The organism is Grimontia marina, assembly GCF_900060185.1.
GTDB lineage: Bacteria > Pseudomonadota > Gammaproteobacteria > Enterobacterales > Vibrionaceae > Enterovibrio > Enterovibrio marinus.
Map to the genome: position 1 here is coordinate 1 of NZ_FIZY01000028.1, position 22,847 is coordinate 22,847.

The following is a 22,847-nucleotide window of genomic DNA, read 5'->3' on the forward strand; positions in this document are numbered from 1 at the left end:
TGCAGTTCTGTCCCGGTGTGACCACTTTTTTCTGCTGGCCTTTTACCGTCCAGTCAGCCCCAATTTTGGGGTTAAGGTCGATATCAACTTCGTCTTCATAAAACACCGGATGGTCAACACTGCATTTGTCCAGCGCCTCACTTATCTGAGCGAGCTTTTCTTCCTTGTCAGGGTCTCGAATATTGAGGGTAGGTGCCGCCCTACGCCAGACGATCCCGATTTTCGGTAACCAACGCCTGACCGTAGAAGCCGCCACTGTACTTTGGAATACATCATTGAGCTGCATCGTTAAAAGCTCTGTACTCCAGCGGCTTCGCTGATAACCGAAATCCTGCGGGGAAAACTGAACCAGAATAGTCAGCATCGCACACATTTCGCTAACGGGAAGCGTTGGCGGTCTGCCAACAGGCAAAGCGTGCAGGGCATCCATACCACCTTGAGTAAACCAGTCAATCCACCTACCCACTGAGGAGCGGGCTGCACTGATAATACGGCAGACATCGACAATCGTTTTGCCTTCGTGGAGTTGCATGAGAGCAATAAGTCTGCGGGCATAATCCTTGTCCTTGGTAGTCTGTATCGCTTTTTTCATCCTACGACGTTCGCCACGAGGTATCGGTGCTATGATGGCCATCACTCAGTCCTTTTGTCGGTATGTTTCGGTTTGGCGATTGATCAGATCGCACAAAGCGGACTGAGTTTCTCTTATCTTTGAGATCTACTATTAGGAACAGCTATTTAGATGCCCTTTCCCTTTGCCTGCCTTCTTCTGGCGAACAATACGAATTCATTCGCTCTGATTTCCATATCGACTACACATTAGGCAATGCCCAAACCAACCAAATCCAAATTATTTTCCGTTGGATTGAGTCCTTCTCTGGTGAACATAGAGCAAGGCGCTATCGCCAATTCAATGAGGTTTGGAATGGCTGTGACGACAATGGGCTGCGCCGATTAGATTTCCATATCAATGCGCTCCACGTTGATGGGAAGATCACGGTAACGCGTGACTTTCTTGGTCAAGACGGTGCCATTATTGAAACATTAAATAGTGAAAGCTTAGCGCGTAAACTTATTCTCTTACACCCTATCGTTCGCATTCAGGATGCGCGTCGTCTACGAGACAACGATCTGGATCTAAATGGTAACAAAACGCGTCTGGAAAAGCGGCTGGAAAACACAGTCAAGCGACTTCAGCAAAAGCCTGGTCATGTTAACAAAGGGGAAGTCCGTAGTGGCTTGAAAGCTATGCGTACCCTTCTCGACCACTATTTTGCGTTTGACAGTCACAACCGTTCTCCGGCGGAAATCGAACCTTCCAGGCACCTGAATATGCGCGCCAACTACGTTCATCCCTTGGAGTTGGTTGCAAATAATACGTCAAACCATAGTCGTCTCTTGTTGATGGGCTTGTTGAGTACCTTTGTTCGTGCCCGCGGCCCAAAGCAACTGAAAGCCAATGCACGACCCATTGTGATCTTCGAAGATCCGGAAAGCCGCCTACATCCAACCTTACTCAATCAGGCATGGCGCCTTATCAGTATTATGCCCATGCAGAAAATTCTGACGACCAATAGCGGGGATTTACTCTCAGCAGTACCGCTAGCCAGTATCCGTCGCTTAGAGCGTGGTGCAACACTTACAGAATCTCACCAAGTGCCACCAAAAAGTTTAAGTAAAGACGAAGAGCGCAGAGTATCGTTTCATGTAAGGTTCCATCGTCCAAGTGCCCTTTTCGCACGTTGTTGGCTGCTGGTAGAAGGCGAAACAGAAGTCTGGTTATTCAATGAGATGGCACGTATTCAGGGTTACGATCTGGCAGCGGAAGGCGTACAACTGATCGAATTCGCACAAAGCGGATTGAAGCCTCTTATTAAGCTCGCAATTGCTTTAGGTATTGAATGGCATGTCATCGCAGATGGCGACATGGCAGGCCAGAAATACGCACATACTGCTCGCAGTAAACTAGATGGAGAGAAAGAGAAACATCGCCTTACCCTGCTGCCTGACAGAGACATTGAGCATTATCTGTTTAGCCACGGGTATGAGCCGCTGTTTCGGGAGATGGCAAAGGCTGAAGGCGATACCCACATCGCCCCTAAGAAAATTATTGCGCGTGCACTAAAAAAGTACGCGAAACCTGATGCCGCCCTAGCCATCATTGAGTACACAGAACAACATTTAGAAGATGATATACCGCTGTTACTGAGGTGGGTTGTCCAACGGGTAGTCAGTATGGCACGAGGCGCCGGTTAGTCTTGCTTCTCAAAGAATATCGATATCCTACCGACCTCCACGCCGAATTTTTTCATCGAAGTTAGGTTAAAGGCGCGTTTTTCATCCTGACGGTAAAGCCAGTCATCAAGTGTCAGTACATAAGTACTGTCGCCGACTTCTACGCTGAGATCGTAAATCCAGTTGAGGGCATTGCCTGACTCACTTCCTTTCGCAGTGCCTACAACATCACCCGCTGTCCCCTCGTAACTGCCATCTCCGAGTCGGGTGATAGTCCAGATGCGCTTCTGTTTTTCACCATCATCGAAAATAAAGTCTTCGTCCAAGGTAATCCGGTCTCCTTCTACCGTACCAATAATGCTCACCTCAAAACGTCGGGTTTGCTTTCCTTTGTAATCCTGTACCATCCCCCACGCGAGAGTTTTCCCGTCAAAGTACTGAAAAAGATTAAACTTGGGGCTGGTTGCTTTGTAATCTTCCAAAGAAGCAGAACAGCCAATCAATGCGGTGATCAATGCGAATACTGTGATGAGTTTTTTCACTCAGCATTTCCTCCAATGAGAGCAAGACGTAGAGATGGGTAAGCCGTCGCAGGCGAGAGCCAAATTGCCGAGAAAGCATTGGCAATATCCGAGGTGTTTAGCGTTCCAGAAGCCGATGCTTTTCCATTTCTTGGCTGATAGAAAAATTGCCCTTTGTCTTCTGACAAGACATAAATCAGCCTGTCACCTTCTTTCACATCCGGCCAGACATTCTGCATTTGCGGCAGCCAACCTTTAATTTGCTGGTTACTGAAGCCAAGGTGTTCCCATTGTTCGACAGTCGCATCAAGTAAATCGTCTGCGTCGATATCGCGGCTGTATGTGATCACCAGAGCAAGCGGCTCTCCTGTGGCGGGGACAAACGCTCCACTCGGGGTGCGCAATTCGCTGTCGTAAATTTTCCAGAAGCCCCAGGAAAGAGAAGCCGAACCAACAGATTTCCACCATACCCAATCGTCAGTTGATGCTTGTGTTTTAGGACTGGCATTGAGAGTCGTTGACAATGAGAAAGCGAGAAAGAGCGTTAAAAGTAATCCCGCTAGTCTTTTTCCGCCAAAGACTTTTCCGTCATAGAAAGATGTGGTTTTATACATGCTTCCCCCTTCCGTGAAAGACGCTTCAAAATGACCAGAAACACTGTGCTATAGATAAACCAAGCAGCAGCAAGCACAAGTGCTGTGCTGGTAGGCGACATCGAGAACTCTACCGCTCCAAGACGCGCTCCGCCGAGATAACTCCCCGCGCCGCCGACTGCGCCTGTAGCCACCAAAAGCCAAAATGGCTTTGTAATTAGCCAATCTCGAACAAGCCATATGTAGGTACCAAAGCCTGCCCAGAGAAACCCAAGCCAAAGCGGCATAAAGGACGTCTCGAATTTTAAGATTTGTAGATGGATGAGTACGGTATCGCCCGCTATACCGATCAGTGTGAACAGTGGCACTGCGAAAAGCACACCACGATCGAGCAATACTGCGCCGATGAGAGCTAATACAAGAAAAGGAAGCATGCTGTTCTGGCCCAACACCGCGGCAAACCAGAAAGCATTGAACGTCAAAGATATCAGAACTATTCGCATACTTCCTCCTAACCCACAGTGGCTTTATTCTCGCCAGTCCGGGCGGCTTAGCACTAACTGAACCGTACTGATGGTACGCTCGCGGAAGCCACCTTCGCAGTAACAGAAATAGTAGCGCCACAAACGTGAGAAACGCTCGTCGTAACCCAGCTCTGCCAGTTCTTTTAAGTTTTCATTAAAGCGTTGATGCCAATCTTCCAACGTTCTAGCGTAATCAAGACCAATGTCTTTAAGGTCGCGAACAACCAAGTCAGTTTTAACAGTGAACCGGTCCAGAAGGACACTGACCGAAGGAAGGAAACCACCTGGGAAAATGTGTTTTTGAATGAAATCCACGTTACTGCTGTAGTACTCGTATCGCTGGTCGGCGATCGTTATCGCCTGCAAGGCCATCAAGCCATTTGGCTTCAAGAGAGATTCACACTTCTGGATGTATGTGGTCAGAAATTGCTTACCAACAGCTTCGACCATTTCAATCGAGACGAGCTTGTCATATTGTCCTTCAAGATCACGGTAGTCTTTCTTCAATAAGGTGACCTTGTCGTTTAAGCCTTCTCGTTCAACTCGACTCTTAGCCCACTCGTACTGTTCATCGGAGATTGTCGTCGTCGTTACACGACACCCATAATGCTTAGCCGCATGGATCGCCATACCTCCCCAGCCCGTGCCGATCTCTATGAGATGGTCCGATGGAGTCAGCTTTAGCTGGCGACACAACCGATCCATTTTGATGAACTGGGCCCGTTCAAGGTTATCAGTGTCGTTTTCGTAAATACCGCTTGAATAAAGCATTTCCTGATCGAGGAAGCGTTCATAGAGATCATTACCAAGGTCATAGTGCGCGGAAATATTTGATCGCGAGTTCTCTTTGGTATTGCGGTTTTTCCAGTGGGCTATTCTAGTGGCGATATTGGCAATCCAACCCACTTTGTTTTCTAGGCGATCTAACGCTGGCAGATTACGACACACTGCGCGAATCACCGCCGTCAAATCGGGCGAATCCCACCATCCATCAATGTATGCTTCTGCAGCACCAATGCTACCGCCTGTCAGCACGCGCCGGTAGAAACCGGGATGACGAACAATGACCTCAGCATGGAGATCAGCATTGGGATCGCCCAGATTTTTTGTTTGCCCATCGTAATCGACTAAGGTTAGTGAAGCCCCATCTAGGTGGCCAAGCGTGGAAACCAACATACTTCTCGCGAAGGTGTCCTTCTTCGTGGCTGGCCAGGCTGATGTTTCGATATTGCTTGAATACATAATTACTCCTTTGCCTGCGCAGGATGACCGTAAAATGGCGCGCCTTTTATCCAGAGTTTTAGCGCTTGCCAGTAAATAGAAAACACGACTTTCACCGTCATGACGGGAGTTCGTGCAATAAGCTTGATGAGCTCAGACGACGTAAACGGGTTCCTTTTCATCGCGAGCGTTGCGTCGAATTCCCTGTTTTCACGATGAGTTTCCAAATGTACGAACGCTGTCTTGTCGACAGGACGTAATTTCCATACATACGTTTGCTCTATGGGATTAAAGGGCGAGACATGAAATGCTTTACTGTTCTCCCAGTGCTTTCCCGCTGGGATTGCATAGTAATGTCGCTGATTCCAGGGCGTGTTGCTAACCTCAGCAAGCAAATAGACCCACTGCCCCTCATCATCGTAAAGGTAATAGAAATTCACCGGGCTGAAGTAGAGGCCAAAATAACGGAGGTGGCAAAGAGCCAACACCTTACCGTTGTAGCGTTTTCCAGTCAGTGCAAAGACCTTCTCCTGAACCGATTTTTTGGTATCTTCATGCCCTTCCATGTAGTCAGGTCGGTGAAAAGCAGCCATTCCCCACTTTTTAGTCGTGAATCCCCTCACCGACTCGGCCAGTTCCTCGACTTCATCTAAATCGATGAGCGGCATAAACATCGGGTAAGAGAACGCATGTTCCACTGGCGTAAAGCGACGATGACGGACACTCCCGACAAATAAGCCACTCAGTGAATCGCTGTTCATGACGCTGTCCGAAGTGTCATTAGTTCTACGTTAGAGTTAATTCCCTCCACCACATCAAGTGCACTTCGGACACCGTCTTCATGGAAACCGTTGTACCAATAAGCGCCACAGAACCAGGTGTTGTTAATGCCCGATATCAGTTCGCGTTTATTTTGAGCGGCAATACATTTCTGGTCGAATACAGGGTGGGCGTAGACAAACTTTCTTAGAATTTTCGACTCGTCTATGTTCTCGGTTTGGTTAAGGGTGACGCAAAAGGTTTCAGGCGATTTTATGCCCTGGAGAATATTCATGTTATAGGTCAGTGCAGCAGGGCGTGATTCAAGGCCATCGCTTTTACCAAGGTGGTAGTTCCAACTCGCCCACGCGGCTTTTCGCTTTGGAAGCAGTGTCTCATCAGTATGCAGAACAACATCATTGTCTTGATAACTTATATCGCCTAGTACCTCGATTTCATTTTTAGACGGGTCTGCTAAGAGTGCCAATGCTTGATCACTGTGACAGGCGAATATGACCTTATCAAAGTATTCATCGCCTTTGTCAGATTCCACCACAGCGTGGTCGAAGTAGCGGAAAACCCGATTGACGCGCGCGTTTAAACGGATGCTGTTTTCAAAGGGAGGCACCATCTTTCGCACATACTCACGAGAACCGCCGGGCACGACATACCACTGGGGGCGGTTAGCTACTTCAAGCAGGCCGTGATTGGCAAAAAACCGTAAGAAGAATTTCAATGGGAATGCACGCATGTCAGACAATGTTGAAGACCAAATTGCTGCCCCCATCGGGAGAATATAATTCTGGCAGAAATAATCGCTGAACTTGCGTCGCGTAAGGAAGTCTCCCAAAGTTTGCTCTACGAGCGGGTCACCATGGGTAGACACGGCGTACGCTTCTCGCGCCTCTTTATTAAATCGCAAAATTTCAGAGATAAATTTGTAGAATTTTGGATTAAGCAAATTTCGCTTTTGCGCAAACAGCGATGTCAGACTGTGTCCATTGTATTCAAGGCCGTTGTCATCGTTATGAACACTGAAGCTCATCTCAGTTTCTTGCTCACCAATCCCGATATCAGCCATTAGTCGTTGGAAGTTCGGATAGGTACGATCGTTGAACACGATAAATCCGGTATCTATCGCATAGTGCCCACTGGCAACTTCGACATCAACGGTAGCGGTATGACCACCCACGTAGTCATTGAATTCAAACAACGTGATGTCGTGCTCTTTGTGCAAGTAGTGGGCACATGTGAGGCCTGAGATACCCGAGCCGATAATTGCAATTTTCATCATGCTTTCCTTGTTATTTTTCTTACCAGCGCCAGTTGCATTGCCATTGGTAGTGAAGACAAAAACTTTAGGAAACAAGTGAACTTCTTCGGAAAGTGCACTTCGGCTTTCTTTTTCGCCAAGCCATGTCGGATTGATGCGGACGCCTCTTCAGGCGTTACGAGCATCGGCATAACGAAATCGTTTTTGTCAGTGAGTGGCGTTTTTACAAACCCAGGGGAAATAAGTGACACGGAAATGCCTTTGTGTTCCAAATCTACTGAAAGCGAACGAGCTAGGTAGGAGACAGCAGCTTTCGACGCACCATATGCTTCAGCTCTTGGTAAGCCGAGATAAGCTGCGGTAGAACCCATTAGCGCAAGGTGGTTGCCCTGTTGGAAATTGGCCTGAAGCGCTTCTATACAGTTCAGGACCCCAAAGAGGTTGATGTCGAAAACGCGTTTAAATAACGATACGTCAATGACGCCGAAGTCGATGTATTCGCAGGTGCCTGCATTTAAGATGATCAGGTCGTAGGATAAGCTGTCGTTTGACAACGCTGCTTTCGTCGCCTCGGTATTTGTCGCATCGAAACTAAGTACTGTTACGTTGTCACGACCCTCAGCCCAAGTTTGAAGCGCTATCACATTGCGACCACAGGCAGTCACGTCCCAACCGTCGCCGGCATAGTCCTTTGCCAGTTGCAACCCAATACCCGATGTCGCCCCTGTGATGAGTACACGTTTCATTGGCCAAGTCTCTTCTTGATGATACGAACCGCTATGCCCAAGACTGGCAACGCTTCATAAAGCATTTCTCCCAAGTCGAAGTAGTCGCGGTGCAAAATGACGCGACCTTCTTTTAACACCAAACGTGTACACCCGTTAACAGCCCTTTCCGCACCACCTTCCAGCTTTGGGTGAGAGAGTGTCATCGTCCAACTAATAAAGGCGACCTCTCCGTTTACAGCGTGATCGTGAATATCGAAGCGGCAGTCGGTGACATTGGCGTACATGGTTTCAAAGTATCGCGAAAGGTTGTCATATCCTTCAATACGATGTGCAGGGTCCTCAAATACGACATCCTCACTGTAAATCTCTTCCAGTGTGCTGAGGTTATCCTTGCGGAGCGAAGTGTAGACAGTGATAAAGCGGTCTAACGCGTCGCTGTGGGATGTCGTTGCTGCATGTATCATGATTCGGCCCTATGCGTGCTCTGGTAGTTTTTTGCCACGTCGAACATTTGGATGGCTTTTTCCCTCGCCGCCTTGTGGTTAACAACCGGCTTTGGATAAGAGAGTTGAATTCCGTTTTTTTCAGCCCAAGCGTGTGGCTCATGAAGTGACTTGTCTGGAACTGACTCCAGTTCTTTCAACCATCTACGGATAAAGCGCGCATTAGGATCAAACTTCTTGCTTTGCGCCGTTGGGTTAAACACGCGAAAATAAGGTTGGGCATCGGTACCAACAGATGCCGACCACTGCCAGCCACCGTTGTTAGCAGCAAAATCACCGTCGATGAGCTTACTCATAAAATACTGCTCACCCCATCGCCAATCGATATGTAGGTCTTTCACCAAAAAGCTTGCCACGATCATGCGAAGGCGGTTGTGCATCCACCCAGTGTCGTTCAACTGATGCATTGCAGCATCAACGATTGGGTAGCCCGTACGGCCTTGCTTCCAACGCTCAAACAATAACTCATCTTGACTCCACTCGATCGAATCTGTCCATTCAAGAAATGCTTTGCCTTTGCTGATATCGGCATATGCCGCAACGATGTGCTGGTAGAACTCACGCCACACTAACTCTGACAGCCAGACATTTGCACCACCGGAGCTTTTGTCGAAACAATGAGGTTCTTCCACCAGCAAACGAGCCAAACACTGGCGAGGAGAAATAGCGCCAATAGCCAAATATGGCGAGAGTTGACTAGTGGCAGGGATAGCGGGGAAATCCCTTGTCGATTCATACTGTTCGACACGGTAACGGCAAAAGTCTCTGAGTCGCTGTATGATGGCGCTGTCATCAATCGGCCAACCAACAGAGTCTACTTGGGGATATCGCAGTGAAATACTGCACGCTTCGCTAAGAAGCGATGAAGTAATGACATTGGTTTGGACAGGTTCAGGCGTGTTCAACGGTGATAAATCTGCCTGCATAGCCTTTGCTATCCACGCTTTTTTGAATGGCGTAAAAACTCGATACGTATTACCCGCTCCATTGGTCACTGTCCCCGGAGCAAAAATACACTTGTAGTCAAAGCTGTGAAGCATTGTTCCTGTTAAGCTGAGCATGCCTGCAATCGAATTGTCGCGGTCCACTTCATCAGACTCGTAATCCTTTGTGCAGTAGATATCTGCAATCTGATATTGCTGGCAAAGTTGCGCCAAAGACTGGTTAATATCTTTAAACGTATCAACAGATCGCACAATTAGAGGAACATTTAGTGCTTCTAGTTCTTGCTTAAGAACAGCGAGGCGGCGATGGATTAAATCGGCCTGAATCGGAGCCATCCGATGCGCACGCCATTGGATCGGTGTTTCGAAATAGATAGCAATAACAGGCTCACCGTTTCGGCAAGCTTCCGTCAAAGCAATGTTATCTTTAATCCTTAGGTCTCTGCGGAACCAAACCAGCTTCATCTTCGCGCTCCCTTAAACATTACTTGGGGTTTTGTTGCAATCTACTGCGCTTGCCATTGCAAGTTCTGGATAAATCTTCTTACATTCACCTGAAACTTCTATATCAATAGACGGTAAAACAACAAGCTCAGCAATCTCCCGTCTCATCACTGGTGTGAAAGCCTGATCAGAATGAATAACAAAACGCTTCACACCTTTTTCCACCAAGCTACTGCATAGAATGGACAAACCGGAACCTATTCCATCCAAGGTTGTGACGACGTAACCTTCCGACTGCAGCAAAAGTGCTTTCAGGTAGAAGTGATAACTTTGGTCCCTTGAAATACTAACAATCCAACAACGGTCCTTACCTTTCACTTTCTTACTCATAAGCAAACAGTGGACCAGTACGTTAGTCAGTTCAGCACGCCATATCTGCGTAAAAAGAACTCCAGCTTCCGAGGATTGCGCGTCAAACCAATCGGTTAAAGGTTGAAACAATTTCGCTTCAAGCACGTGAATGGGATAGGTTTTGGTCAGCTCATAGAGGCGTGTCTCCAAACCTTTCAAATCTAAGCTCATCACAAGGGCTTTTAACGTATCAAACTCCGGCAAGTTTTCAGTTTTTGCAAATTGACTAGGGTTTGTCCCCAAGAGTTCCTTGACTTGGCTGACGGGAACTCCCTTGTCGAGCCAAGAAAGGATTTCCCGAATGTGTTTAACATCCTGCTCCGAGTAGAGTCGGTGGCCTTTAGGTGTTCTTTTCGGGGTGATAAGGCCATAACGACGCTGCCACGCACGCAAAGTCACAGAGTTCACTCCCGTATGTTCTGACACTTCGCCAATGGACAGCATTTTTTCTTTAGAGTCCATATCGTAATCTCAGACTATCCGGATAAGGATGCAGGTAGCTTTGTTGTTGTAAATAAGCGTCCGGGTTTTGATTGAGGTGATGATTGATAAGGGTCAACGGGGCCAAGAGGGGCATAGTGCCCTTTCGGTAAGCATGTATTAAGTCAGCAAGCTCCGCTTTTTGCTGCTTATCAAGCGCACGCTTAAAGTAACCTTGGAGGTGCATAAGCACATTCGTGTTATTTTTACGAGTAGCACGTTTGGCAATAGCCTGCATGAATCGGGTTCGGTATTCGGCGAAAAATTCGTTAATATCGTGGTTGGCGATATCCGCCACAAATTTGCCTAACGCCTTGTAATCCGAGGGCGAGTGAGCCATTAAAACCAGTTTGTAGCGAGAGTGAAAAGCTACGATAGCATGGCGTGTTACTCCGTCAGCCACAGAATCATAGAAATCTCGTAGAGCGAAAATGCGGAAAACAAAGTTCTCTTTGAGTATCGGGTCATTCAGGCGGCCATCCTCTTCTATTGGAAGCCAAGGCATACGCTTCATGAGCGCCTGGGTGTAAAGACCAACTCCAACTTTTTCTGAGGCCACATACCCGCTCTCCCTATACACCTTGACTCTTTCCATGCCACACGTAGGCGACTTCGCGCAAACGACGTAGCCACAAAGCTCTAAACCCGATAGGTGCTCTGCTTTGTCTCTGCTGAACTTGGCCATTTTCTCTGTGTAGTCGGCATCGGCGTCTTTCGTTTCCACCAAACGCACACCGATTGGCTCTCCACGGTCTAGCAAACGGATAGTTGGGCGCGGTACGGGTAGGCCTATGCCGACTTCTGGGCAAACGGATACAAAGTCAACGAAAGGCTCTAGCTCGCTGGCCACAAAGTGGCTGCGTTTGTGTCCGCTGTCAAAGCGAACTTTATCGCCAATGACGCATGAGCTTACGCCGATTTTGATAGTCATGATGTTGCTCCTAGTTGTACACGTTTTACTATTTGTACAACTTAAGCATAGGGAAGGATCACTCTTGTACAAAAAATATTTTCTGTACAAGTTGATAAATTGAGCAAAAAATAAAAAGGCACCTCTCCTATTGCAATGAGAGGTGCCTGTCGCATATGGAGCGGTTCTTCAGTTAACCAGTTGCCGCTGATTTCTCTGCTTCAATAGCTAAATCGATTTGTTCTTCGAAACCTTTTAAGCGCTTATAAATAGACATCAGCTCAACAATCGTAGACCAAGAGTTCACCAGAAACTGGAATGAATCCTCAACCTTGCCAAACGCTCGGATAATTTGCTGAAGCACACCCAAGGTAACTGCACCGGAAACAATCGTTGGACCAAGTGCAATGTAAGGTACGATCACTGCTCCCTGTAAATATGACCATTTCGCAATATCGAAATACAAGTAATGGCGGTAGAGATTGAAATAGTTGCGTCTGACGTTGGAGAACAACTCCCTGAGCGACTCAGGCTCTGCGCGCTCTGCATGGTCTTCGCCAAACACCAATTCTTTTCTGTAAGCAGCTTCAACTTTCTGGTTGTTAAACTCCAACCCCGGTAGTTTGATGCCCACAACCGCCAGTAGCACGGTACCAAACAACGCAGAGAGAATAGCAAGGTAAACGAGGGAATGAGCCACTTCGCCAATCCATGGTAACTCAGTAACGTTTTCACTCAGTACCCAAAGGATGGGCAGGAAGGCAAAGAGTGTCATTATCGAGCGCATAAAGCTCACACCTAACGACTCCACAATTCGGGCAAAACGCATCGTATCTTCCTGAATACGCTGTGATGCCCCTTCAATATGGCGAATTTTCCCCCAGTGCGAAACGTAATAATCATTCATAGCAGTCCGCCATCTGAACACATAGTGGCGAATGAAGAACTCCAACAAAACAGCGACCACAATATAGATCAGGGCGATATACAGAAAATCAATACAAGAATCTTGGAACTGTTCAAACGGCACGCTGTTGGGTTCGGAGAGCGCTTCCTGAATAAGGTTGTAGAAGGTTCCAAACCACTCGTTAATCCTAACATCCAGTTGCACCTTGTACCAAGTCACGCTGAGGATCAGCACTGAGCCTAGTATCGACCAATGAAACCAGCGCCTATTCAGAAAAAAAGATTTAAACATAAAACACTTCCTAAAACCCTGTTTGACTCTTTGAGTGTCTAAAACTCAAAGAGTTTCTCTTGCTTAGACCAAATCTATCTGAGGTCAATAAAATGAACGTCTTTCCAATCAGAATATTTCAAGTCTAGCCATTAGTCTGCTGATTTACGAAAAGATAAGAAATTGATCTCATTGATTATTCTATCACTTCAATGAGTATTTATTGATGAAGCTCACACCTTATGGAATTGTGTGAACTGAGTGACGAAATAGCGGCCGATCAGACCGCAATCGGGAGGGATTATTGAAGAGCCATGTTTTGAGTTTCAATGAGATCATCACTGTCAACAAGCTTGCGGAACACATCAAAGGGTACAGGATCTCCGAAATATGAGCCTTGCAACATCTCTACGCCTGACTTGATGAGATAGTCCGCCTGCACTTTGGTTTCGACCCCTTCCGCCACCACATGGAGCTTTGACTCGCGTGCAAAAGCGAGTATTGAATCAAGAATGGTGTTTTTAAAATCTTCCAAACCAATACCGTCAACAAACATGCGATCAATCTTAATCGTGTCGATGTTTAAGACATGAAGGTAAGAAAAAGCGCCGTACCCTGTCCCACAGTCATCGAGTTTGATAGAGATACCCTTGTCTGTCAGCGCTTCAATACAAACCGCCGCTTTGTTCAAGTCACCAAACTTTGTGCGCTCAGTGATTTCGAGCGAGAGTAAATGTGGGTCCAACCCTGCCGCTTCGATTTTCCTAAGGATATTACCAGCGGTATCGAATTTCTCTAGGTAGCTTGGCGACACATTCACACTCACAAAAAAGCCCGAGGGAACCTGGATATCGTTCAAGTGAGCCAAAACATTATCAATCAATTGATCCGTTATACGGTCAATCGAACCGTTCTGCTCGGCAAGCGGTATAAAGGTATCCGGCGGTATAAACTCACCATCACTTGCCCGCCAACGAACCAGCACTTCCGCACCCACTATCTTGTAGCCGTTGTCATGAGGCATCACTATCGGTTGATAGAATGGCTTTAGCGCATTAGATTCAATCGCTTCGTTCAATAAACCGGTCAGGCCCTTTCGCTCTGACTGATTTAGCTCCACACCAACAGCAATTAACACACCAAACAAAATCACCAGCCCCGCAAACAAGGTCACCAGATCTCCGACTAGGTACTCGACGCCATCTTCATTGATATACAAACTAACGTTGAGGTCGCCATCAAGCTCAGCGCTATAAACTTGGCGATAAGGTAGGTCGTTGCGTTGATAGAGCGATATCTCCCGGCCGTTTACCTTTACCACCATGTATAAGCATTGGTTACAGCTAGAAAGGAAGTTTCGCGGCTGTTGAAAGATGAAGCGAAGCAACCCTTGCTCATTACGAAGTCGCATCTCTTCAAACTGATTATCACTCAAAATCAACGACACTTTGTCGAATATAATCTCATCCTCCGACGAGATGGAGATCATTTCTCGTCCAGCTTGATCGCTATTGTAAATTGAGCAGGAGCGCCCGTTTGGTAGATGAAGGTCCACATATTCAATAAACATGTTTTCGTCTTTCGCTTCACTCAACAGCTCAACATCGTCAATGTCACATTGATAGAGCAGGTTTTCTTCGAGTGATCGCATCTGCTCAAAACTCTGGCGATAGAGTTCTGAGTAGAGCTGTGATAGCACCGAAACATCTTCCTTTATCTTTTTCTTCACCAGCCAGTTAGAAACAGCAAACTGAGAAAAATAAGCAAAAAGAACAGAAAATAAAATTATTGATAGCGCTTTAACGTGTTTTCTGAGCCAAGCCACTGCGGCTCCTGTTGAATCCCAAATCATTGCTTCTAAGCATAGGATAAATATCAATGCAAACTTTGTAAAAATACGAGACTAATTCAAAATTATTCTCACGCTTTGCATAATCTCCAAAACGTACTGCTTCGTTAGAGAAACCTCTAATTTATCCATATCAATCATAAATAAAGCAGTTTCTTGGTGTTTAATTCTGCTGTTTAGATAGTTAAGGTTGAACTCACAATATTAACCACCTTAACCAACGATTTCGATTTAACCGCGTTTTTTCTCCATTCTTCGACGCCTTCACAAGGTCAAAAAAACAGCTCGTGTTGCCGAAGCGAGATCTTATATATCCAAATAAACTGAAGATGCTCGCATTCAGAGGGCATCAATGTGTTCAATTCGAGGCAAATTGCACGTAGAACAGTTGTTAAAGAATCAGATTCTTAAAACCATTGAGAGGTTCTGAGTTTCTGGGATTTTTATACTATTTCACATTGCTATCTCATATATATGACATAGACTTTATAAAGAGACACATGGCTCATTTATAAGGGTTAAATTTGCCTTCTGTACCGCTTCTTTCTGATAACATCACATCCACAGACTCCAATGCACCAAGATTTTTATCACTACTGGGCATTGTGGTGGTTTGCGTTTTTATCCTGATTTCGACCTTCACACTATATAAAAGTGCACTCTCACGGCAGATAGATCTCCAAAACCAGATGTTGAACGTAGAAGTGAACCGGGTTCAAAGAGCCATTGAGGTCAACTTACAGAAAGAAGCCTACTTTTTGGTTTGGCTAGCTAACGACCTTCAGAATAGAGGCCAAGTTGATCAAAACATTTGGAAAATTGCAACAACAGGTATTGAACGCACTTTTCCTTTTTTCTCTGGAGTCTACTGGCAGGATAAGGATCAGAAGATCCTCTATTCCACCCCCTCATACTTTGTTCCGAAACCGGTAGACAGTGCTTGGCAGATAGCACCTTCCGTCAGATTTACCAACATGCCTGTGCTTTCCCAACTCTCAACGTCAGATGTTAGGATTACGTCCGATGGCACAGTCTCAATTGAGATGCTTCACCCTGTTTTGTTTGAAGGTCGAGTTACAGGCTACTTGGGCGCTAGTTACAACATTGAACAAATGGTCAAAGCTATTGCTGCGGAATTTCTTCGCCCTGAGCAACATTTGGTGTTAAGTGATGGCTCCTCACCTTTTATTGGCGAGCTCCCCGATTTCAGTGGCGCGATGTTGAATACGGTTGAATTGTCGCCGCTTAATGAACATTGGCAACTAACAGTCTGGCAACGACCTGAATCCGATCAGGTTTATTTTTCCCTACCTATGCTGATATTTCTGGCTGGATTAGTCGTGACTATTCTCGTTGCTATCTCGCTGTATCTTCTTGAGGTCAACATCATTGGCCGCCGCGCAGAGTCCAAAACAGTACATAAACTCAAGAAAGAAATCATTCAGAGGCGTGAAGTCGAAGCACAGCTCCAATTTACGGCGAATCATGACCCACAAACCCACCTTCCCAACCGATTTGCTTTGCAGTCGTATCTTGATCGCGCACTATGTTCTGAACAAGACATTGTGCTCATGTGTCTCTCTCTCGACAAACTGCGAGAGATAAATGATATGTATGGCCACATCGTGGCTGATCAGTTGGTTTTTGAAGCCGCCAAACGCTTTAAAACTGTATTACCCCCCCATGCCATTCTTGCCCGCACTAACCACGATCAATTTATGGTTACTTGCGCCGGTATGTCTCAGTTGGAAGCGGAAATGCAGGCTAATCAATTAAGAATGTGTCTGGAAGAAGAGTTCTACATCGAAGACAATGACATCCTAACCAGTTGCGCCATCGGTATTGCGTATCGTTACAGTGATGATCTCCGTGCCGAAAATATGGTTCGCCATGCTGACACCGCCGCAAATAAAGCCCGTGCCCTCGGCAACCGTAAAGTCGTTGCGTACAACCAGACCATGCAAGATCAGCTCAATCACAAAAAAGAATTGGAGCGAGCGATTAGAAAAGCGATCAACAATGACGAACTAGAACTCTATTTCCAACCTCAGGTAGATTTACGCACAAGGCAGATTGTCGGTGTTGAAGCGTTGGTCAGATGGGAAGCAAAAAATGGTTCGGCAATAAGCACCGACATCATTATCAAAACTGCGGAAGAAACAGGCTTAATGCAGCGCCTTGGTCACTGGGTTGTCGATACTGCGCTCAAGCACTTCTCCCATATGCTGGATGAGCGCTGCGCGCCAAAATGTATCGCCATAAATGTGTCGGGACACGAGTTCCAAGACGGCTATCTGGCAGACTATGTGATCCGCTCAATTACCCGCTACGATATTCCACCATCCCGTGTCCAAATAGAGTTGACTGAACAAGTATTCATCGAGAACCTCGAGCGTAACCAGCACATACTTAACCGACTGACCACATCTGGCATCAGCCTCGCCATCGATGACTTTGGGACTGGCTATTCCTCGCTTGCTTACCTGAAACACTTTCCGGTTAATACGGTAAAAATCGACCGTGGCTTTATCAAAGATTTGCCGCAATCAAAAGATGATTTGGTTATTTGTCAGGCCGTCGTCAGCATGGCGAATTTGCTTCAATTGAAAGTGGTAGCGGAAGGTGTGGAGACGATTGATCAGCAAGAGTTACTGAGAAACATTGGATGTAACTTCGCTCAAGGGCACTATTACTACGCGCCTATGACCGCGGAACAACTGATGAAGGAACTCAAAAAACAAAGAACCGGGCGTTTATACCCGGCTTCTTGATTAGCAATGCCATCGCATATTGCAAAGCATTCTGGTTATGCCGTTGCAGCTTTCCAGACATCTGGTTGAATCGAGATGACTGAATCCCCTACTGAGAACCAAATCTGACCATCTTCGATGGTGGCCTGAATAGTCATGGTGCGACTGCTTGCTGCCGCAGCAGCGTCCAATACTTCATCAATCACGTTGATTATTGTCAGGTTCTTGAACGGAAACAGCTTGTTCAACATGTTATCTTTCCAAACACTAGCTGCGTTGTCGTCATAGGTAAACAACACAACTTCCTTTGCTTGTGTACAAGCTTTCTTCAGTCGTTTCTCATCAGGAAGGCCAAGTTCTACCCAGAGTTCAATTTCATCACTGTAGTTTTTGATCCAGAGATCTGGCTCTGTCTCTTCGCACAATCCTTTTGTAAATTGCAGACGCTCATCAGCGTTCATGGTCCATGCAAGCAGACGAAGCATCATACGCTGTTCAGTTTCTGATGGGTGCTGAGCCAGCGTGACTGAATGGTCGAGATAAACGCTTCTCGACATGTCAGCCACATTGATTGAGGCTTTATACACCGTTGCTTTAAGTGCCATGTTTATACCCACTCTAAAATTTGTCATTCAATAAGACCTGTATACGGCCAGGCTCTTTGCAAAGTTGTTCTTTTTCGCGTTTTGTTAGCCGCTTGATGTACCACTCCAGCGACATCGCCTGTTGTTTGGTTCCCACCTCATACGACCAGGCAAGTGTAAGAGGTTGTTTACCTCTCAAATACTTTGCAGTTTTCGTGCCGTTTTGCTGGTGCTCATCAAATCGACGTATGACGTCAGTGGTGACACCACAATACAAAGAGTTGTCGCGCGCACGAATGAGATAGACGTGCCAAAGAGGCACGTCATTGGAGGAAGTCAAAGTCATAATGTAAAGACGTGTTAGTCCTGGGTTTCCAAGAGTTGGTTTACCAACGCTTTCAGTTCCGCGACCTCACTTTCTAAAGCTTCGACACGGTCAGCCAAAGCACCTTCTTGCGGTTTGGATGAGAATGAAGGCGCAACAGTTTCAGTTGGCGCTTCCAAGCCAAACAGGTGCACATAACGGCTTTCTCGTTTGCCAGGCTCTCTTGGAAGTTGCGCTACATAGCCCTTTTCGATCATGCCGCTGAGTGCTGATTCGACCTGGCTCATATCGCTGAACTCACACAAGCGGTTTGTGCGGGTACGAAGCTCACCCGGTGTTTGCGGGCCACGCAGAAGCATCACACAAATAATGCCCTTTTCCTGCTCAGAAAACTGCAGTGAGCCAAACTCTGTGTTGCAGAATCTGTGTTGGTACTTGGTCACTCGACTACCGAAACCCTCCAGGTCGCTAATTAGTCGTTTGGATTTTAGCGACTCTACAGTATCGAGTACTTCCGCTTCGCTCAGCGTATAAACAGGTTCACGGTTACTTTTTTGGTTTGCTGCGGTCGTAAGGCTGTTGAGGGTCAAAGGATAGAGATCCGGCGTAGTGACTTCTTTTTCTAATAAACATCCTATCACTCGCGCTTCGAAAGTGTTGAGTTCAATCGCCATGGGAATACCTCAGTTAAATCCTATGCTGCGGTTTATAACAATCAACCAGTAACACGGCAACTGCACATATGTCTATTTGCCGTATGATCGAGGTAACTGCCGGAACTTTGTTCAATTTATGGAATGCTGAACTGTAAATCCGTCTTAGCCTTGTGATTTTGACTCAATGAAGAAAATTTTCTGTCTCGTGATTTGCCAGTTTTCATATATGATCTGTCGCATTGTGGTTTTGCGGCATAGATTTTGTGCCGTTTGAAGTATCAGGAGAAAGTAATGGGTATGTTCGGAAAGAAGACAGCATCGAACCCATGTCTGTCACTTATTGCTAAAGAATGCCGGGTCATTGGTGAGTTTGATTTGGAAGGTGACATCCAGTTCGACGGCCAAGGCGAAGGCACCATCATTCACGCCCGAAACGTTGTTATCTCTTCTACTGGCCATTTTAAAGGCGACATTCGTGCAGAACATGTAACCATAAATGGCTATGTTGAGGGCACCTGTATTGCCCACGAAGTGAACATCCTGAGCTCAGGTAAAATGAAAGGTCAAATCCAAAGCGAGCAGCTTACCATCGCGAAAGGCGGATGCCTGATGGGCGAAAACAAGCTGAAAGACGAGCCTTCACTCAAAGTCGTAAACGAAGAGAAAAGTGTCTCTGACGAAGTAGCTTCTAAGCCGAAGAAAACTTCAGCCTCCGCTTAAATTCCTATTCTGATGCAATGATCAACAGTTGAATGCCCTATTCGCTTTCAACTGTTGACTTCATTGCCCAACATTATACGATCCGCGAAATTAAGTAATTTCGGAAGTACGAAGATGTCTGAACAAGCAAACCAAGCGCAAGAAACTGTAAAGCTGGAAGATCTATCTGCTGAGCTGCAGCAAGTGATTAAATACGAACAAGTTCCAGCTGAACTGTTTACCATGCTAGCTTCTATTCATGAGGCATCTGAAAGTGTTGTACGCGAAGCTTGGGATGCAATGCCAGCAAGTGCACAGAACATTCTTGATAATTTCGAGCAGTTTCATGCTCTGGTTAGCCTGAGCCAAAGCTACGCAGGTCTGGATTTCATGCAAGAAACCCAAGACATGAAATTCGATGACATGGATGACGAGCAAACCGCTGAATACAAAGCGGTATTGTTGGACAAACTTCTACACAACTGTGTGAAAGATCTGGTTAAGCAACTCAAACAAGCACGCCTGAAGCCAGCTATGAAGCGCGAATTCCGCGAAATCTTCACCAAGTAATTTCAGATTTGCCGCTCAACAATAAAAAAAGAGGTGACGCTGTCACCTCTTTTTTTATTGTCAAAGTAGTATATGCCTTATGTTCTGTAAAGAACCTTTACTACGTGCCAACCAAAGCGGGTTTTCACGATATGGGGCGTCAGCACTTCGGCGTTAAAACACACTTTATCAAACTGCGGAACCATTTGACCGCGTTTGAATTCGCCCAAATCGCCGCCTTTCTTACCTGACGAGCAGGTAGAGTATTTCTTTGCCAGCGTCTGAAACTTTGCGCCTTTCTTCAATTGGCTAACGATATCCTCTGCCTGATTCTGGTGTTTAACCAAAATGTGGAGTGCATGCGCTGTTTTGGCCATAGTTGTGCCCTTTGCTGCCTTCTTTCATTGGCCGCGGATTATATCGCCGCAACCCTAGCTAGCGTTAGTATTTTTCAATGCTTCGAGCGGCAGCCAAGTCACTTCTACACCCGCTTGTTTAAACATATCTGCGCTAACTTTTATTTTCTCTCCCCAGCGGGAAAGGAAATCTTCTGTCTGTTCTGGGCAGTGAACCTGCGTAATGCCAGTCTGTATAATCTTTGCCGCGCAGTTAGGGCATGGGAAATGCGTCACCCAGATTTCGCAGTCAGCAAGGTCTCGTTTGGCAAAGAGAATTGCATTTTCTTCAGCGTGTAGTGTCTTTAGTAGCTTCATTTCACGATCATCCGTGTCCGCACTGTCTGAAATGCCATGTGGATAGCCATTAAAACCGACAGAGACAATACGGTTACCTTTAGTAATAACGGCACCAACCTGTGTTGAAGGATCTTTGCTCCAAGAGCCGACAAGCTCTGCCATTTGATAGAAACGTACTGCCCACTTTGAGATCATCGCTTTTCCAATAAGTTACCCATTCGCAATACCGCTATTTTGCTTAATCCATAAGCTGAGCTCAACAAAAAAGCGGCCTTGAGGCCGCTTTCATAGTGAAATGCCGAAAATAACTAGAATAAAGACTCATTAATTACCAAATGGCACATGATTGCCGCCGCGTAACCCAACATAATAACTGGGCTCCACTTCAAATGACCAAAGAAGGTATATTTTCCACGGGCCTGACCCATCAGCGCCACACCCGCCGCAGAGCCCAATGACAATAAGCTGCCGCCTACTCCTGCTGTAAGGGTGACAAGAAGCCAATTGCCCATCGACATTTCCGGCTGCATTGTCAGCACGGCAAACATGACCGGAATGTTATCAACAAGCGCGGACAGTAACCCGACGATGATGTTGGCCCAAATAGGATCCCATTGCAGGTACATGACGTTGGAAATCGTTGCGAGGTAGCCAATCAAGCTGAGGCCCCCAACACACATTACAACACCATAGAAGAAGAGAAGGGTGTCCCATTCCGCATGTGAAACACGGCGGAATACATCGAACGGAATGACTGAGCCCAATCGTTTCAGTGCTGCTTCATCTTGCTTCGCCTGTGCGACTGCACGTTTTCTTGCCAATGAACGCGGTAATGTTTTGCGCAAATAGAAACCAAAGAATTGCAGGTAAGCCAGACCCATCATCATGCCTATCACGGGTGGGAAGTGAACGACACCGTGGAAACCTACCGCCGTTAAGATGGTAAAAAGGAAAAGCACAATAATACGCTTAGCGCCGCGTTTGATTTCGACAAACTCGTTCACCACGTCTGGTTTATCTTTTGGAATAAACAAGGACATGATGAACGCTGGCACTACATAGTTGATGACCGACGGAACAAACAACGCCCCAAATTCAGAGAAGCTAACCAATCCTGCCTGCCAAACCATGAGTGTGGTGATATCACCAAATGGGCTGAATGCACCGCCGGCATTGGCAGCAACAACAATGTTTATGCAAGCCAGATTGATAAATCTTGGGTTATCGCCACCAATTTTCAGTACTACAGTGCACATTAGAAGCGCAGTGGTCAGGTTGTCAGCAATTGGGGAGATGAAGAAAGAAAGGATACCTGTAATCCAGAATAACTGACGGAGATCGTAGCCCTTGCCGACGATCCAAGCTTTCAGACCATCAAACAGGCGTCGCTCTTCCATCGCAGAAATATAGGTCATAGCAACCAGCAGGAAAAGCATCAGCTCTGCATATTCGAGCAAGTTATGTTCTATGGCACTTTGTGCCACTTCGATTTCACCGGCGTTTGAATAAACAAAACCGAGCATCAACCAAATTAGGCCAGCCGCCAGCAGGACTGGTTTTGACTTCCTTAAATGGAGCTGTTCTTCGAGCATGACCAGAGTGTAAGCTGCTGCGAAAATGATAAGAGAGATATAGCCGACAACTGATTGGGTTAAATCTAGCGGGTTACTATTACCTGTACCAGCGGCGAATGCGTTACAAGAAAACAGCAACACAAACGCTATTAAACACTTCATCCTTGTGCCTCCAAGCGAATTTAAATGAATTTCGCGAGGGGCATTGCCGAGATACATGCTCGTTCTATACACTCACAGACGCAACGCCCCTAAATCATGACTCCCTGATATATATAGTTTTATTGTTACCCTTAGTGTGGACATGGGTCGGGAGCCTAATTGTCGCGGCCAAATGATAGATCTTGTTACAGAATAATGCAGAGTAAATTGTTTACTTTTCCGGCATAACCCACAAACCTGATTTTTTGCGCGTAAAGCGATGTTTCACTGTTGGTAAATGA

At 46.3% G+C, this 22,847-nt stretch carries 24 protein-coding genes; 4 read left to right on the forward strand and 20 right to left on the reverse strand.

All coding sequences use genetic code 11. The features are described from left to right. Positions 1-634: IS630 family transposase (locus GMA8713_RS14780; RefSeq protein WP_157515568.1), on the reverse strand; the 634-nt coding region annotated here is incomplete at its 3' end. Positions 635-711: 77 nt separating this feature from the next. Here GMA8713_RS14780 and GMA8713_RS14785 point away from each other — a divergent pair. Continuing rightward, positions 712-2,256 (forward strand): DUF2813 domain-containing protein, encoded by a 1,545-nt coding sequence (locus GMA8713_RS14785; RefSeq protein ID WP_232314452.1) that lies wholly within the window; start codon positions 712-714, stop codon positions 2,254-2,256. On the opposite strand, the gene GMA8713_RS14790 is transcribed toward GMA8713_RS14785, so the two are convergent. The 13 genes from GMA8713_RS14790 to GMA8713_RS14850 form a co-directional block, all read right to left on the reverse strand. Beyond that, the gene (locus tag GMA8713_RS14790; protein WP_198159515.1) at positions 2,253-2,765 is read right to left on the reverse strand and encodes a DUF3833 domain-containing protein; all 513 of its coding nucleotides are present in this window, start codon (positions 2,763-2,765) and stop codon (positions 2,253-2,255) included. The two genes, GMA8713_RS14785 and GMA8713_RS14790, sit on opposite strands and share 4 nt — an antisense overlap. Positions 2,766-2,773: 8 nt before the next feature. After that, positions 2,774-3,370: a chalcone isomerase family protein gene (locus tag GMA8713_RS14795; protein ID WP_157515632.1), complete on the reverse strand. Its 597-nt coding sequence runs from the start codon at positions 3,368-3,370 to the stop codon at positions 2,774-2,776. Beyond that, positions 3,316-3,852 carry a DUF2878 domain-containing protein gene (locus GMA8713_RS14800; RefSeq protein WP_062711378.1) on the reverse strand — a complete coding sequence of 179 codons (537 nt, stop codon included), beginning with the start codon at positions 3,850-3,852 and terminating at the stop codon, positions 3,316-3,318. The genes GMA8713_RS14795 and GMA8713_RS14800 overlap by 55 nt, the downstream gene beginning before the upstream one ends. A 24-nt stretch (positions 3,853-3,876) precedes the next feature. Then, positions 3,877-5,115 (reverse strand): SAM-dependent methyltransferase, encoded by a 1,239-nt coding sequence (locus GMA8713_RS14805; RefSeq protein WP_062711401.1) that lies wholly within the window; start codon positions 5,113-5,115, stop codon positions 3,877-3,879. A gap of 2 nt (positions 5,116-5,117) precedes the next feature. Beyond that, complete coding sequence (locus GMA8713_RS14810; protein ID WP_062711419.1) at positions 5,118-5,855, reverse strand: DUF1365 domain-containing protein; 738 nt, start codon at positions 5,853-5,855, stop codon at positions 5,118-5,120. After that, positions 5,852-7,144 carry an NAD(P)/FAD-dependent oxidoreductase gene (locus tag GMA8713_RS14815; RefSeq protein ID WP_062711441.1) on the reverse strand — a complete coding sequence of 431 codons (1,293 nt, stop codon included), beginning with the start codon at positions 7,142-7,144 and terminating at the stop codon, positions 5,852-5,854. The genes GMA8713_RS14810 and GMA8713_RS14815 overlap by 4 nt, the downstream gene beginning before the upstream one ends. Continuing rightward, positions 7,144-7,872: an SDR family NAD(P)-dependent oxidoreductase gene (locus tag GMA8713_RS14820; protein WP_062711443.1), complete on the reverse strand. Its 729-nt coding sequence runs from the start codon at positions 7,870-7,872 to the stop codon at positions 7,144-7,146. Before GMA8713_RS14820 ends, GMA8713_RS14815 begins: the two co-directional genes overlap by 1 nt. Next, entirely contained in the window at positions 7,869-8,318 is a 450-nt protein-coding gene (locus GMA8713_RS14825) for a nuclear transport factor 2 family protein (protein WP_062711445.1), read from the reverse strand. Before GMA8713_RS14825 ends, GMA8713_RS14820 begins: the two co-directional genes overlap by 4 nt. Further along, positions 8,315-9,766: a deoxyribodipyrimidine photo-lyase gene (phrB, locus tag GMA8713_RS14830; protein ID WP_062711447.1), complete on the reverse strand. Its 1,452-nt coding sequence runs from the start codon at positions 9,764-9,766 to the stop codon at positions 8,315-8,317. Before phrB ends, GMA8713_RS14825 begins: the two co-directional genes overlap by 4 nt. A gap of 12 nt (positions 9,767-9,778) precedes the next feature. Then, positions 9,779-10,618, reverse strand: a complete 840-nt coding sequence (locus GMA8713_RS14835) for a MerR family transcriptional regulator (RefSeq protein ID WP_062711450.1) — start codon at positions 10,616-10,618, stop codon at positions 9,779-9,781. Continuing rightward, positions 10,608-11,567 carry a YbgA family protein gene (locus GMA8713_RS14840; protein WP_062711452.1) on the reverse strand — a complete coding sequence of 320 codons (960 nt, stop codon included), beginning with the start codon at positions 11,565-11,567 and terminating at the stop codon, positions 10,608-10,610. Before GMA8713_RS14840 ends, GMA8713_RS14835 begins: the two co-directional genes overlap by 11 nt. 172 nt (positions 11,568-11,739) lie before the next feature. Next, positions 11,740-12,744, reverse strand: a complete 1,005-nt coding sequence (gene sbmA, locus GMA8713_RS14845; RefSeq protein WP_062711456.1) for a peptide antibiotic transporter SbmA — start codon at positions 12,742-12,744, stop codon at positions 11,740-11,742. A 280-nt stretch (positions 12,745-13,024) separates the two neighbouring features. Beyond that, a complete protein-coding gene (locus tag GMA8713_RS14850; RefSeq protein ID WP_062711459.1) occupies positions 13,025-14,548 on the reverse strand; it encodes an EAL domain-containing protein in 1,524 nt (507 codons plus the stop codon). Between the two features lie 713 nt (positions 14,549-15,261). Between GMA8713_RS14850 and GMA8713_RS14855 the strand changes: the two genes are divergently transcribed. After that, positions 15,262-17,343: a putative bifunctional diguanylate cyclase/phosphodiesterase gene (locus GMA8713_RS14855; protein ID WP_232314453.1), complete on the forward strand. Its 2,082-nt coding sequence runs from the start codon at positions 15,262-15,264 to the stop codon at positions 17,341-17,343. Positions 17,344-17,378: 35 nt separating this feature from the next. Here the strand turns inward: GMA8713_RS14855 and GMA8713_RS14860 are convergent, their stop codons facing one another. Genes GMA8713_RS14860 through GMA8713_RS14870 form a run of 3 tightly spaced genes read right to left on the reverse strand, consistent with a single transcriptional unit; the run spans position 17,379 to position 18,905 of the window. Further along, on the reverse strand, positions 17,379-17,927 hold the full coding sequence (locus GMA8713_RS14860; RefSeq protein WP_062711591.1) for a YaeQ family protein: 549 nt from the start codon (positions 17,925-17,927) through the stop codon (positions 17,379-17,381). Between the two features lie 13 nt (positions 17,928-17,940). Further along, positions 17,941-18,252 (reverse strand): GIY-YIG nuclease family protein, encoded by a 312-nt coding sequence (locus tag GMA8713_RS14865; RefSeq protein ID WP_062711460.1) that lies wholly within the window; start codon positions 18,250-18,252, stop codon positions 17,941-17,943. 14 nt (positions 18,253-18,266) lie between these two features. Then, positions 18,267-18,905 carry a YceH family protein gene (locus tag GMA8713_RS14870; RefSeq protein WP_062711461.1) on the reverse strand — a complete coding sequence of 213 codons (639 nt, stop codon included), beginning with the start codon at positions 18,903-18,905 and terminating at the stop codon, positions 18,267-18,269. A gap of 273 nt (positions 18,906-19,178) precedes the next feature. On the opposite strand from GMA8713_RS14870, the gene GMA8713_RS14875 reads away from it, so the two are divergent. Continuing rightward, positions 19,179-19,607, forward strand: coding sequence for a bactofilin family protein (locus tag GMA8713_RS14875; RefSeq protein WP_062711462.1), 429 nt, complete (start codon positions 19,179-19,181; stop codon positions 19,605-19,607). A gap of 114 nt (positions 19,608-19,721) precedes the next feature. Then, positions 19,722-20,156, forward strand: coding sequence for a DUF3069 domain-containing protein (locus GMA8713_RS14880; protein ID WP_062664349.1), 435 nt, complete (start codon positions 19,722-19,724; stop codon positions 20,154-20,156). Positions 20,157-20,233: 77 nt separating this feature from the next. On the opposite strand, the gene GMA8713_RS14885 is transcribed toward GMA8713_RS14880, so the two are convergent. The 3 genes from GMA8713_RS14885 to nhaD form a co-directional block, all read right to left on the reverse strand. Next, positions 20,234-20,512 carry a peptidylprolyl isomerase gene (locus GMA8713_RS14885; protein WP_062711463.1) on the reverse strand — a complete coding sequence of 93 codons (279 nt, stop codon included), beginning with the start codon at positions 20,510-20,512 and terminating at the stop codon, positions 20,234-20,236. Positions 20,513-20,566: 54 nt separating this feature from the next. Beyond that, complete coding sequence (locus GMA8713_RS14890; RefSeq protein ID WP_062711464.1) at positions 20,567-21,025, reverse strand: dCMP deaminase family protein; 459 nt, start codon at positions 21,023-21,025, stop codon at positions 20,567-20,569. A 113-nt stretch (positions 21,026-21,138) separates the two neighbouring features. Continuing rightward, positions 21,139-22,566, reverse strand: a complete 1,428-nt coding sequence (nhaD, locus tag GMA8713_RS14895; RefSeq protein WP_062711465.1) for a sodium:proton antiporter NhaD — start codon at positions 22,564-22,566, stop codon at positions 21,139-21,141. Between the last annotated feature and the right edge of the window lie 281 nt (positions 22,567-22,847).